The sequence below is a fragment of the Chitinibacter sp. S2-10 genome, from assembly GCF_046530675.1.
In the GTDB taxonomy this organism is placed as follows: Bacteria; Pseudomonadota; Gammaproteobacteria; order Burkholderiales; family Chitinibacteraceae; genus Chitinibacter.
On the sequence record NZ_CP172558.1, the window covers coordinates 2,658,692 to 2,671,435 of the forward strand.

Genomic DNA, 12,744 nt, shown 5'->3' on the forward strand with positions numbered 1-12,744 from the left:
TGATAACATTTTTTAAAATAATGTTACGGTACAGCTTACGGTTTGACCGTAGCCTCCAGAGAACTGCTCTTGTCATTCAGGATGTCGTCGGGTCTTGTCGTCGTCGTGCGATCCAGAATCTGAAAAAAGACTTCATCAGCACGAATCATTCCCAGCTCATTACGCGCGCGCTCTTCAATTGCGTCAGTGCCGGTTTTCAAATCGTTCACCTCAGCCTCCAGCGTTTGATTGCGCTCTTTGAGCTTGGCATTTTCAGTCTGACGCTGAGTCAATTGGCTATCGAGCTGCCAAACGCGCATCCAGCTGCCACGGCCAACCCATAGCGGCCATTGCAGGGCAATAATCATTACAGCAAATATCAGCGCTAAAGTTCGCATTGAAATGGGGAAGCCTGAGCAAATTCATTCATATAAAAAACCGGAGCACTGGCTCCGGTTTTGATCTTACTATAGCTTGCAGCCCGCGGCGTAACACCGCGTGACCGCTGTTGCTTAAACCAATTAGCCTTTCAGCTGATAGAAAGCGCCGATACCTGGGTAAACGGCTGCATCACCCAATTCTTCTTCGATGCGCAAGATTTGGTTGTATTTGGCGATACGATCAGAGCGGCTCAGTGAACCTGTTTTGATCTGCATGCAGTTCGTTGCAACCGCCAAATCAGCAATCGTTGCGTCTTCAGTTTCGCCTGAGCGGTGGCTCATCACTGAAGTGTAACCACTGCGTTTAGCCAGCTCAACAGCAGCCAACGTTTCAGTCAAAGAACCGATTTGATTTACTTTAATCAGGATCGAGTTACAAATGCCTTTTTTGATGCCTTCAGCCAAGATTTTGGTGTTAGTAACGAACAAGTCATCGCCTACCAACTGAACTTTCTTGCCCAAACGGTCGGTCAGCACTTTCCAGCCGTCCCAATCGCGCTCGCCCATGCCGTCTTCAATCGAGATGATTGGGTATTTGTTCACCAGGCTTTCGAGGTAATCAACCATTTCAGTTGAAGTGAAAGTACGGCCGCCTGATTTTTTGAATACGTAGTTGCCAGTCGCTTTGTCAAAGTATTCAGACGCTGCGCAATCTAGGGCGATACGGAAATCAGTACCGGCTTTGTAGCCCGCTTTTTCAATCGCGGCCATGATCAGATCCAGCGCTTCTTCAGGACCTGCAACGTCAGGAGCGAAACCGCCTTCATCACCTACCTGAGTTGGCATGCCTTTGTCGTGCATGATTTTTTTCAGATTGTGGAACACTTCAGCGCCATAACGCAGTGCTTCGCGGAAAGTTGGCGCGCCAACTGGAACAATCATCAACTCTTGGAAATCCAGGCTGTTTGATGCGTGCTCGCCGCCATTGATGACGTTCATCATTGGTACTGGCAATGCCATCGGGCCTGAGCCGCCAACATAGCGGTACAGTGGCAAGCCTGCTTCTTCAGCAGCCGCTTTGGCAACGGCCATTGATACGGCCAGGATCGCGTTCGCGCCCATGCGTGCTTTGTCTTCAGTGCCATCCAGATCAAGCATCGTTTGATCGATGAAAGCCTGGTCAGCTGCGTCAAGACCGATAATCGCTTCGCAAATTTCGGTGTTGATGTTTTCAACCGCTTTCAAAACACCTTTACCCAGATAACGGGCTTTGTCGCCGTCACGCAGTTCCAGCGCTTCGCGCTCACCAGTCGACGCGCCAGACGGCACAGCCGCACGACCCATAACACCCGATTCCAACAAAACATCAGCTTCTACAGTCGGGTTGCCGCGAGAATCCAGAATTTCACGTGCAATAACTTCAACAATTGCGCTCATGGGCGTTACACCTCTTTAGGTTGAATACAGAAGGGACTATATAACAAAAATTATGGCCATGTCGTATATAAACTACTTCATTTGCCAGAAAATTATGAAACTTTATTACAACGTGTGTTCAATGAAAGAGTGTGCCTTAACTGCCCGATCAATGTCCTTGAGCGTGATCAGCATTTCTTTCATTCGTGGCAATGGGAAAGCATTCGGGCCATCGGACAAGGCTTCGCAAGGGTTAGGATGCGTTTCCATAAACAGTCCGGCGATCCCGGCCGCAACAGCTGCGCGTGCCAAAACCGGCACCATTTCGCGCTGACCACCCGAACGATCACCCTGCCCGCCTGGTTGCTGCACCGAATGTGTCGCATCAAAAACGACCGGACAACCGGTTTCACGCATCACCATCAGGCCGCGCATATCGCTAACCAGTGTGTTGTAGCCAAATGAAGTGCCGCGATCACACACCATTAGATTATCGAGACCCCCATTGGCTTCACGCCCTTTGGCAATCACGTGTTTCATATCCCAAGGCGCCATGAACTGACCCTTTTTGATATTGACCGGCTTGCCGGTTGCACAAACGGCGTGGATAAAGTCGGTTTGGCGCGCCAGAAAAGCTGGCGTTTGCAGCACGTCTACGACGCTGGCCACAATCGGCGCTTCAGCCTCGGTGTGTACATCGGTCAAAACCGGCACACCGATCTGCTTTTTCACTTCGGACAAGATACGCAGACCTTCATCGATCCCGAGGCCACGAAATGATTTGCCTGAAGAACGATTGGCTTTGTCAAAGCTTGATTTATAGATAAATGGGATATTGAGTGCCGCGCAAATTTCTTTCAGTTGACCCGCAGTATCGAGTGCCATTTGCTCGCTTTCAATGACGCAAGGGCCTGCGATCAGAAAAAAAGGCTGATCGATACCAACATCAAATCCACACAGTTTCATAATATACCCCGAATAGTATTACCCTAGAGACATCAAGGGGTATTGCCTTGCGAGCAATACCCCGAAGTGTTAGCAGCTCAGACCTTCACGACCGTTATCACGGGCATAAGCAATCGCTGCTTCAATGTAGGACTTGAACAATGGATGACCATCGCGTGGCGTTGACGTAAATTCCGGATGGAATTGACATGCAAAGAACCAGCGATGTTCCGGCAGTTCGATGGTTTCCACCAGCTGCTCGGCACCGACTGATTTGCCGCTGATTTTCAGGCCAGCACTTTCCAGACGCGTCAGATAGTAATTGTTCACTTCATAGCGATGACGGTGGCGCTCAGTGATGACTTCATTGCCATAAATCTTGCTCGCCAGAGAACCCGTTTCAAGACGACATTCCTGTGCGCCAAGGCGCATCGTGCCGCCCAGATTCGAGTTTTCATCGCGCGTTTCGATTTTGCCGTCGTGGTTAACCCACTCATCGATCAGAGCAACCACCGGATATTCGGTTTCCAAATCAAACTCGGTCGAGTTTGCGCCTGGCATGCCGGCCAGATCGCGGGCAAATTCGATCAATGCAATCTGCATGCCCAGACAAATCCCCATATACGGGATATTGTTTTCACGCGCGAAACGCACTGCAACGATCTTGCCTTCAACGCCGCGTTTACCAAATCCGCCCGGCACCAGAATCGCGTCCATGTCTTTCAGGCATGCAGCGCCTTCGGTTTCCAGCGATTCGGAGTCAACAAAATGAATTTTGACTTCGGAACGCGTGTGAATACCGGCGTGGCGCAAAGCTTCGATCAGCGATTTGTACGATTCGGTCAGATCGACGTATTTGCCGACCATGGCGATATTGACGGTTTGTTTCGGATTCTGGATCGCGTCAACAATGCCATCCCACACCGACAGATTGGCTTTAGGCAAGTCCAAACCAAATTGTTTACAAATAATGTCGTCGATGCCCTGCTCGGAGAGCACGCGCGGGATTTTATAAATCGAATCCAGATCCGGACACGAAATCACCGCTTTCTCTGAAACATTGGTGAACAGTGCAATTTTGCGACGCTCTTCATCCGGCACCATACGGTCGGCACGGCAAATCAGCACATCAGGCTGGATACCGATTTCGCGCAGCTCCTTGACGCTATGCTGCGTCGGCTTGGTTTTGATTTCACCGGCTGCGGCGATATAAGGCACGTATGAGAGGTGCACAAAACAGGTGCTCTCTTTGCCCAGCAAGACGCCCATCTGACGGATGGCTTCCAGAAACGGCAACGACTCGATATCACCAACGGTACCGCCGACTTCGATCACGGCGATTTCGGCGCCTTCCGAGCCCCGTTCGATAAACAGGCGCATTTCGTCGGTAATGTGTGGAATCACCTGAACGGTTTTACCGAGATAATCGCCACGACGCTCTTTTTTGATCACGGAATCGTAAATCTGACCGGTCGTGAAATTATTGCGCTTCTGCATTTTGGACGTAATGAAACGCTCGTAGTGCCCCAAATCCAAGTCGGTTTCGGCACCATCTTCGGTTACGAATACTTCACCATGCTGCATGGGACTCATCGTGCCGGGATCCACATTGATATAGGGATCCAGTTTCATCATGGTAACTTTAAGGCCGCGGGATTCGAGAATCGAAGCCAGGGATGCGGCGGCGATGCCTTTGCCGAGTGAAGACACAACGCCACCGGTAACGAAGATATACTTGGTCATTGTTGAGAGCGCACAAGTTTGAATCCCGCATTCTACCTGAACCACAGGGGCTAGCTCAATTCTGGACAAATTAAAAATATTGTGCGTTCGGGCGATATTGACGGGGAGTCACGCCATAAGCCTACTTGCGGCGGTATGCAAAACCCGGCTCATCTCCCGAAGCTTGGAGCAAAACACGATCCAGTACACGAGTGGGTAACAAACGCTTGAGATACCAGAATATCTTGCTTGGTAAGGTTACCCGGTAACGCAAACGGGGTTTGCTTTCGTCCAGCGCATGTAGCAATACATCGAGCACGGCCTGTTCGGGTAAGGTAAACGGCGCAGCCGGGCCGGTTTTATTGAGTCGCGATAGCATGACCTTGTACGACGGCCAATGAAAACTCGTTTCTGGCTCGATCCAGCGCTTGAACTGCTCGGCAGCATTGGCGCGAAAGCGACTGACAATCGGCCCGGGCTCAATGAGTGAGACGCATATTCCGCTACCTTGCAACTCCTGACGCAAAGTATCGGCAAATCCTTCGAGTGCAAATTTGCTGGCATTGTAAGCGCCGCGATAAGGCATTGCAGCAAAGCCCAATACCGAACTATTAAAAATGAGGCGTCCTGCACCTTGTTTGCGAAAAACCGGCAAGACCGCATTGCTCAGCTCGATAGCACCGAACACATTGGTTTCAAACTGAAAACGCATCGCTTCGCGACTCAAATCCTCTACCGCCCCCGGCACACCAAAGCCGGCATTATTAAAAACCGCATCGAGCCGACCGGCAGTTTTTTCAAGCACAGCTTGCACTGCGGCCTTGATGGATGAGCTATCGGCAACATCAAGTAATACGCTCTCAAGCCCGAGCTCGGCCAACATTTGCACATCGGCCATCTGGCGGGCACTGGCAAAAACCCGCCATCCTTTTTGCTGTAATCCCAGCGCACAGGCCAGACCAATTCCGCTGGAGCAGCCGCTGATCAGGATTGTTCTTGAATTTTTAGTCATCGATGTGTATCCATTCTGTCACTTTAAATTTCATTTAGATTTACACGGGGGTAAACACTTAGATACCCTTCGCAAGCTTAACAAAGGTTTTAAGCAAGAAACAAAGCAATAATTCAAAACCAACAAGGATATACAAGAATGGCAAAAGTAGCTCTCGTCACTGGTGGTATGGGCGGCATCGGAACCGCTATCTGTCGCAAATTGGCAGATGATGGCTTCACCGTCGTCACAACTTATTCCCGCCCTGGCAAGGAAGCTGCATGGCTGGCCGACAATCAGGCTGCTGGTTATCAATTCCAGGCCTTTGAATGCGATGTCACTGATTATGATGCTTGCGTCACACTGGCAGAAAAAATCACTGCGGCAGTCGGCCCGGTTGACGTTCTGGTCAATAACGCCGGGATTACCCGCGATGCCAGCTTCAAAAAACTGGGCAAAACCGACTGGAATGCCGTGATCAGCACCAATCTGGACTCGGTATTCAATGTATCCAAACAGTTTGTTGACAGCATGGCTGATCGCGGCTGGGGTCGTGTGATCAATATTTCATCGATCAACGGTCAGAAAGGTCAGTTTGGTCAGACCAACTATTCAGCCGCCAAAGCCGGTATGCACGGTTTCACCATGGCGCTGGCACAGGAAGTCGCGCGTAAAGGCGTAACTGTAAATACGATCTCTCCGGGCTATATCGCAACCGATATGGTCATGGCCGTTCCTGAAGATGTACGCAACAAGATCATCGCGCATATCCCGGTTGCCCGTCTTGGCAAACCGGAAGAAATCGCAGGCTTGATCAGCTATCTGGCTTCCGATCTCTCTGGCTTTATGACGGGTGCCAATCTGGCGATCAATGGCGGACAGCACACCTGCTAATCCGTTCTGATTGCCCAAAAACAAAACCCGCCAATTGGCGGGTTTTTATATACATAACATGGGTATTTGATTGAAAGGCAATGCCAAATTAGCCCACAAACAAATACCCCTGCATATTACTTCCAGCACAGCAAAACATAATTTTTCTTGCCGCGGCGAAGCAGTGTATATGCGTCGAACAAGCGATCAGCATCGCTAAACGTATAATCCAGACTTTCAACCTTCTGGCCGTTCACAATCACCGCACCGCTTTGAATAAACGTCCGCGCTTCGGTTTTCGACTTGGCCAGCCCACCAGCCACCAGCGCATCGATCAAATTAGCCACCGACTTTTCAATCTGTACGCTCGGCATGCCGTCTTGCGCCAGCTGCTCGAAATCGTTTTGCGTCAACGCCGCCAGACTGTCACTGAACAGATGCTGGCTGATGCGTTGCGCGGCCTCGACTGCCGTCGCGCCATGCACCAGCGCGGTGACTTGCTCGGCCAGAATGCGTTGCGCTTCGGGTTTTTTGCCGCTGGTCTTGTCGGCCTCTTCGATTGCGTCGATCTCGGCGATAGACAGGAAACTGAAATATTTCAGGAATTTGTAAACATCAGCGTCGGCGCTATTGAGCCAGAACTGATAGAAAGCATAGGGCGAGGTTTTTTTCGCGTCGAGCCAGATCGTGCCGGTTTCGGTTTTGCCAAATTTGCTGCCGTCGGCCTTGGTCACCAGCGGCAAAGTCAAACCAAACACATGAGTCTGATTCAGACGACGCGTCAGATCAGTCCCTGCCGTGATATTGCCCCATTGATCCGAACCGCCGATTTGCAATTTGCAATCGTAGCGCTTGTTCAGCTCGGTGAAGTCATAGCCTTGCAGCAGACTGTATGAAAATTCGGTATACGAAATGCCCTGATCTTCACGCGCAATACGCTGCTGCACCGCTTCTTTCTTGATCATCACATTGACCGAGAAATACTTGCCAATATCGCGCAAAAATTCGAGCGCGCCCATGCCGCCGAACCAGTCGTAGTTGTTCGACATGATCGCGGCGTTGTCGCCGTCGAAATTCAAAAACGGCTCGACCTGTTTGCGGATCTTGTCGACCCAGCTGGCGATCACGTCTGGCGTATTGAGCTTGCGCTCGGTCGCTTTAAAGCTCGGATCGCCAATCATGCCGGTTGCGCCGCCCACCAGCGCAATCGGTTTGTGGCCGTATTGCTGGAAACGCTTCAAGACCAGAATCGGCACCAGCGAACCAATATGCAGACTGTCTGCCGTCGGATCAAAACCGCAATACAGCGTCACAGACTCTTTGGCCAATAATTCGGACAAGGCGGCTTGATCAGTACATTGGGCGACCAGGCCACGCGCTTGCAATTCTTCGATAAGATTGGCCTGACTGAGGCTGATTGACGACATTGAAGACTCCGGAGCTTTTTACAATGAGCGGCAAAACGATGTATGCCGCCGCAAGATCATAAAGAAAGTCGGCTATTCTAGCTCAAATGAGCAATAAGCCCAATCGCGGCCCTCATTGCGGCGTGGTGCGCGCCCTGTCATGCCTCCCATCACCTGAAAAACCAAACTTGCCCCACATAAATTATGGGTAAGCATAGGCTCAAAACAGTATTTTGATTGTTATCGAAATACTTGTAACTTCCAAAAATCCACAGGAGCATGAACATGGCCAGCTTATATGAACGGTTAGGCAAAGCCGACGGTATCCGAAGGGTTGTCGACGACATTGTTGCCAATCACCTTGCCAACCCCATCGTGAAACCCCGTTTTGAAAACGTCAAAGACCTGAATCATCTGAAAAAAACGGCATTTGAATTTATCTGCGTTGGATCCGGGGGCCCCGAAGCCTACACCGGCAAGGATATGCGCTCGACGCATCAGGGAATGAATATCAGCGAACAGGAGTACCTGGCGGTCATGGACGATATTCTGGCCGCACTGGACAAAAATGGCATGGGTGACGATGTGAAATCCGATGTCCTCACCATTTTGTATTCGTTAAAAGGAGAAATCATCAGGGTATAAATCGTGCAGCCTTGATTGAGACAAATCATTTATATGAAACAGCGTATTTTATTGTTAACGACGCTCACCATGATCGCCTTTGCCGCCAACTCGATTCTGTGCCGGCTCGCGCTCAAACAGACCAGTATTGACGCTGCCAGCTTCACGACCATCCGGCTGATTTCGGGCGCGCTGATGCTCAGTCTGATTATTCGCGGCCGCGATGGCAAACTGGCTGGGAACTGGCGCTCGGCGCTGGCGCTGTTTGCTTATGCGGCGTGTTTTTCGTTTTCCTACCTCAGCTTGCCGGCGTCGACCGGCGCGCTATTACTATTCGGTGCGGTGCAAACAACGATGCTGGCTTATGGCTTTGGACAAGGCGAACGATTTTTGCCGCGGCAATGGCTGGGGATCAGCTGTGCGATTGGCGGATTGATTGTACTGCTCCTGCCCGGCCTGACGATGCCACCGCTACAAGGCGCGTTGCTAATGCTGATTTCCGGTCTGGCTTGGGGAATATATTCCTTGCGCGCCAAAGGCAGCGGTGACCCGACTTGCGCGACCGCGGGCAATTTTGTCCGCGCCAGCGTTTTTGCTATCGTCCTTGTCATGTTTCAAGCCTTGTTTCATCCACTGTCCATTCCATTGGCCGGGCTGGTCTATGCGCTGCTGTCGGGCGCAATTGCTTCGGGGCTGGGCTATGCAATCTGGTATACCGTCCTGCGTGATTTGAACGCCAGCAGCGCGGCTACGGTGCAGCTGAGCGTTCCGGTGCTCGCCGCGCTGGGCGGCGTAATTTTGCTGGGTGAAATACTCAGCCTGCGGCTGGTCATTTCCGCCATCGCGATACTGGGCGGCATTGCGCTGGTCATTTCCACCAAGCATTAAGATGAAACCGAGTTTGCGAATCGTAACCCACCTTCAGCGTCAAACATCGCAGAGTCCGGCCTGATATAATCGGCCAAAACTTCAACAATCAAAGCTGCCATGACGCTGCCTGCCCTGCCCCCTGTCTCTGCCTCCGCTCAACGTTTACAGATTGCTACGCCGCATGGCTCGGCCGATTCGCGCCTGCTCGCCGAGTACGCCAATGAAGTCAAATTGCTCGTAGTGCTGACCTCCAGTGCACAGGAAGCCGCGCGCTTGAAAGACGAAATGGCGTTCTTTTTACCTGAAAAAAATGTGGTGCAGTTACCCGACTGGGAAACGCTGCCATACGATCATTTCTCGCCGCATTCGGACCTGATCAGCGAGCGTCTCGCTGCCTTGTGGCAAGTGCGCCAAGGCGCGGCCGATGTGCTGGTGGTGCCGCTGCAAACTGCGATGGGCGTGTTTGCGCCGGTTGAATTTCTGACTGGCACGACGTTTTTCCTGAAAAAAGGCGAAAAACTCGACGCCGAGCAATTGCGTGCCGATATGGCTTTTGCCGGTTACCACCATGTCACGCAGGTTTACGGGCCGGGTGAGTTTTCAATTCGCGGCGGGCTGATCGACCTGTTTCCGATGGGCAGCACGCTGCCGTTCCGGATTGACCTGTTTGATGATCAGATTGAAACCATCCGCACTTTTGACGTCGATACGCAGCGCAGCCTCTACCCGGTACCCGAGATTCGCCTGCTGCCGGCGCGCGAATTCCCGACCGATGACGCGGGAAAAACCAAATTCCGCCAGCGCTTCCGTGAAGTATTCGAAGGCGCGCCGACGAATGCGCGCCTCTACAAAGACATCAGCAACGGCATTATTCCGGCCGGGATCGAGTATTACCTGCCGCTGTTTTTTGATACCACCGCGACAATCTTCGATTATCTACGCACTGATTTTAAACAGGAAGGGGTATTGGCTCTGCACGGAGATCTGGCGGGCTCTGCAGAGCAATACTGGCAGGATATTGCCGAACGGCACAAGCTCAATATCGGCGATAAAGACCGTCCGCTGCTGCCGCCGCGCGATCTGTTTCTCGCCCCTGACGTACTATTTGGCCAGATCAAGCAATACCGCCGCATTGAGTTGACTTCAGGGACTACAAGCATCACGCAACCGCTGCCCGCGCTCGACGTCGACCGCCGTAGCGATAATCCGATCACCAAGCTGACCGACTTTGCCGCCCACTATCCGGGGCGTTTGTTGCTCGTCGCCGAGAGTCTCGGTCGGCGCGAAACGATGTCGCAGTTCTTCGCCGAATACGGCTTTAAACCGGAACTGGTCGACAGCTGGGTTGAAGCCAAAGCCAGCAAGAATAAAATCCAGCTTATTGCAGCACCAATTTTCCGAGGTTTTGTCTGGCAGGCCGAGACGCTGGCGGTCATTACCGAGGCCGACCTCTACCCGGCAGTCATCCAGTCACGCGGCAAAAAGCAGCAAAAACGCAGCAATACCGACGCGATGCTGCGCGACCTGTCCGAGCTCAAAATTGGCGATCCAGTCGTCCACGAAGCGCATGGCATAGGCCGCTATATGGGGCTGACTTCGATGGATTTGGGCGACGGAGCAACCGAACTGCTGCTGATCGAATACGCCGGTGGTGACAAACTGTATGTCCCGGTGAGCCAGCTGCACGTCATTTCGCGTTATTCGGGCGGCTCAACCGAAAACGTCAACGTCCACAAGCTCGGCTCAGGCACATGGGAAAAGGCCAAGCGCAAAGCCGCCGAACAAGTCCGCGATACCGCAGCCGAATTGCTCAACCTCTACGCGCGCCGCGCCGCGCGTCAGGGCCATGCTTTTGAGTGGAGCCATCACGATTATCAAGCCTTTGCTGCCGGTTTTGGCTTTGAAGAAACTGCAGATCAGGCTGCCGCGATTGAAGCGGTGCTGGTCGATATGCGAACAACGCAGCCGATGGATAGATTGGTCTGTGGCGATGTGGGTTTTGGCAAAACCGAAGTCGCGCTGCGCGCTGCTTTTGCCGCCGTTGCCGGTGGCAAACAGGTCGCCGTTCTGGTGCCGACGACTTTGCTCGCCGAGCAGCATTACCAAAATTTTGCCGACCGTTTCGCCGACTGGCCGATCAAAGTCGCTGAACTCTCGCGCTTTCGCTCAGGCAAAGAAACCGCTGCTGCGATCAAAGGCATCGCCGATGGTTCGGTCGATATTGTGATCGGCACGCATAAACTGGTGCAGCCCGATGTCGAATTCGCCAAGCTCGGCCTCGTGATTATCGACGAAGAGCACCGTTTTGGCGTGCGCCAGAAAGAGCAGCTCAAAGCGCTGCGCGCCAATGTTGACGTGCTCACACTAACCGCAACGCCGATTCCGCGCACCTTGGCGATGAGTCTGGAAGGCTTGCGCGACTTTTCGGTGATTGCCACAGCGCCCAATAAGCGCCTCGCGGTCAAAACCTTTGTCGCCAAGTTTTCGGACGGCATTATTCGCGAAGCGGTTTTACGTGAGCTCAAACGCGGCGGTCAGGTTTTTTTCCTGCACAATGAAGTTGAAACCATCGAAAACATGCGCGAAAAACTCGCGCTATTGCTGCCCGAAGCGCGCATCGGCGTCGCCCACGGCCAGATGCGCCCGACTGATCTCGAACACGTGATGCGCGACTTTAACCAAATGCGTTTTAACGTGCTGCTGTGTACGACGATTATCGAAAACGGCATTGATATTCCAAACGCCAATACGATTCTGATGAATCGCGCCGACAAATTCGGCTTGTCGCAATTGCACCAGATGCGCGGCCGTGTTGGTCGTAGCCACCATCAGGCCTACGCCTACCTGCTTGTTCCTGACGTCGATGGCATCTCGAAAGACGCCAAAAAACGCCTTGAAGCGATCCAGATGATGGAAGAGCTGGGCTCTGGCTTCTATCTGGCGATGCACGATCTGGAGATTCGCGGTGCAGGTGAAGTGCTCGGCGATTCGCAATCGGGCGAAATGCAGGAAATCGGCTTTGCGCTGTATTCGCAAATGCTCAAACAAGCCGTGAAAGCACTGAAAGCAGGTAAAGAACCCGATTTGTCGCAACCTTTAGGCGTCACAACCGAAATCAATCTGCATGCGCCAGCGCTGCTGCCGAATGAATATTGCCCCGATGTGAACGAGCGTCTGAGTCTGTATAAACGCCTCGCCAGCGTTGAAAACAATGATGAGCTGAACGACATCCATCAGGAAATGATCGACCGCTTTGGTTTGCTGCCCGATCCGGCCAAAGTGCTGCTCGATTGCCACCGTCTGCGCATGCTGGCTGGCCCATTGGGAATCAGCAAAATCGACGCGGCCGACACCGCGATCATCGTGCACTTCTTGCCGAAAACCACGGTTGAGCCGATGAAAATCATTTCGCTGATCCAGACCAAGAAAAACTACAAACTGGCGGGTCAGGACAAGCTGCGTGTTGAAGGCAACTGGCCAGAGAGCGTGCTGCGTGCGGTGCGGGTCAAAGAACTGATTAACGAATTACAAGCCTGAA

The 12,744-nt window shown here is 52.4% G+C and carries 10 protein-coding genes; 4 read left to right on the plus strand and 6 right to left on the minus strand.

Annotated elements, in window-relative coordinates; all coding sequences use genetic code 11:
- Positions 1-35: 35 nt before the first annotated feature.
- From ftsB to ACG2XO_RS12600, 5 genes are all read right to left on the minus strand, one after another.
- On the minus strand, positions 36-347 hold the full coding sequence (gene ftsB, locus ACG2XO_RS12580; RefSeq protein WP_410498334.1) for a cell division protein FtsB: 312 nt from the start codon (positions 345-347) through the stop codon (positions 36-38).
- 153 nt (positions 348-500) lie between these two features.
- Positions 501-1,796, minus strand: a complete 1,296-nt coding sequence (gene eno, locus ACG2XO_RS12585) for a phosphopyruvate hydratase (RefSeq protein WP_410498335.1) — start codon at positions 1,794-1,796, stop codon at positions 501-503.
- A 105-nt stretch (positions 1,797-1,901) separates the two neighbouring features.
- Positions 1,902-2,741 (minus strand): 3-deoxy-8-phosphooctulonate synthase, encoded by an 840-nt coding sequence (gene kdsA / locus ACG2XO_RS12590; protein WP_410498336.1) that lies wholly within the window; start codon positions 2,739-2,741, stop codon positions 1,902-1,904.
- A gap of 69 nt (positions 2,742-2,810) precedes the next feature.
- On the minus strand, positions 2,811-4,463 hold the full coding sequence (locus ACG2XO_RS12595) for a CTP synthase (RefSeq protein ID WP_410498337.1): 1,653 nt from the start codon (positions 4,461-4,463) through the stop codon (positions 2,811-2,813).
- Between the two features lie 121 nt (positions 4,464-4,584).
- Positions 4,585-5,454, minus strand: coding sequence for an SDR family NAD(P)-dependent oxidoreductase (locus ACG2XO_RS12600; RefSeq protein ID WP_410498338.1), 870 nt, complete (start codon positions 5,452-5,454; stop codon positions 4,585-4,587).
- A 138-nt stretch (positions 5,455-5,592) separates the two neighbouring features.
- Between ACG2XO_RS12600 and phbB the strand changes: the two genes are divergently transcribed.
- Positions 5,593-6,327 carry an acetoacetyl-CoA reductase gene (gene phbB, locus ACG2XO_RS12605; protein ID WP_410498339.1) on the plus strand — a complete coding sequence of 245 codons (735 nt, stop codon included), beginning with the start codon at positions 5,593-5,595 and terminating at the stop codon, positions 6,325-6,327.
- Positions 6,328-6,443: 116 nt separating this feature from the next.
- Here phbB and tyrS read toward each other — a convergent pair whose 3' ends face one another.
- Complete coding sequence (gene tyrS, locus ACG2XO_RS12610; RefSeq protein WP_410498340.1) at positions 6,444-7,733, minus strand: tyrosine--tRNA ligase; 1,290 nt, start codon at positions 7,731-7,733, stop codon at positions 6,444-6,446.
- Positions 7,734-7,997: 264 nt separating this feature from the next.
- On the opposite strand from tyrS, the gene ACG2XO_RS12615 reads away from it, so the two are divergent.
- The 3 genes from ACG2XO_RS12615 (at position 7,998) to mfd (ending at position 12,743) form a co-directional block, all read left to right on the plus strand.
- On the plus strand, positions 7,998-8,357 hold the full coding sequence (locus tag ACG2XO_RS12615) for a group I truncated hemoglobin (RefSeq protein WP_410498341.1): 360 nt from the start codon (positions 7,998-8,000) through the stop codon (positions 8,355-8,357).
- Between the two features lie 33 nt (positions 8,358-8,390).
- Positions 8,391-9,224 carry a DMT family transporter gene (locus ACG2XO_RS12620; protein ID WP_410498342.1) on the plus strand — a complete coding sequence of 278 codons (834 nt, stop codon included), beginning with the start codon at positions 8,391-8,393 and terminating at the stop codon, positions 9,222-9,224.
- A 99-nt stretch (positions 9,225-9,323) separates the two neighbouring features.
- Positions 9,324-12,743, plus strand: a complete 3,420-nt coding sequence (gene mfd / locus ACG2XO_RS12625; RefSeq protein WP_410498343.1) for a transcription-repair coupling factor — start codon at positions 9,324-9,326, stop codon at positions 12,741-12,743.
- The last annotated feature ends 1 nt before the right edge of the window (position 12,744 follow it).

Excerpts from the sequence above, each read along its gene's own strand:
- ftsB (WP_410498334.1), bottom strand. The coding sequence starts at position 347 with ATGATTATTGCCCTGCAATGGCCGCTATGGGTTGGCCGTGGCAGCTGG.
- eno (WP_410498335.1), bottom strand. The coding sequence starts at position 1,796 with ATGAGCGCAATTGTTGAAGTTATTGCACGTGAAATTCTGGATTCTCGC.
- kdsA (WP_410498336.1), bottom strand. The coding sequence starts at position 2,741 with ATGAAACTGTGTGGATTTGATGTTGGTATCGATCAGCCTTTTTTTCTG.
- ACG2XO_RS12595 (WP_410498337.1), bottom strand. The coding sequence starts at position 4,463 with ATGACCAAGTATATCTTCGTTACCGGTGGCGTTGTGTCTTCACTCGGC.
- ACG2XO_RS12600 (WP_410498338.1), bottom strand. The coding sequence starts at position 5,454 with ATGACTAAAAATTCAAGAACAATCCTGATCAGCGGCTGCTCCAGCGGA.
- phbB (WP_410498339.1), top strand. The coding sequence starts at position 5,593 with ATGGCAAAAGTAGCTCTCGTCACTGGTGGTATGGGCGGCATCGGAACC.
- tyrS (WP_410498340.1), bottom strand. The coding sequence starts at position 7,733 with ATGTCGTCAATCAGCCTCAGTCAGGCCAATCTTATCGAAGAATTGCAA.
- ACG2XO_RS12615 (WP_410498341.1), top strand. The coding sequence starts at position 7,998 with ATGGCCAGCTTATATGAACGGTTAGGCAAAGCCGACGGTATCCGAAGG.
- ACG2XO_RS12620 (WP_410498342.1), top strand. The coding sequence starts at position 8,391 with ATGAAACAGCGTATTTTATTGTTAACGACGCTCACCATGATCGCCTTT.
- mfd (WP_410498343.1), top strand. The coding sequence starts at position 9,324 with ATGACGCTGCCTGCCCTGCCCCCTGTCTCTGCCTCCGCTCAACGTTTA.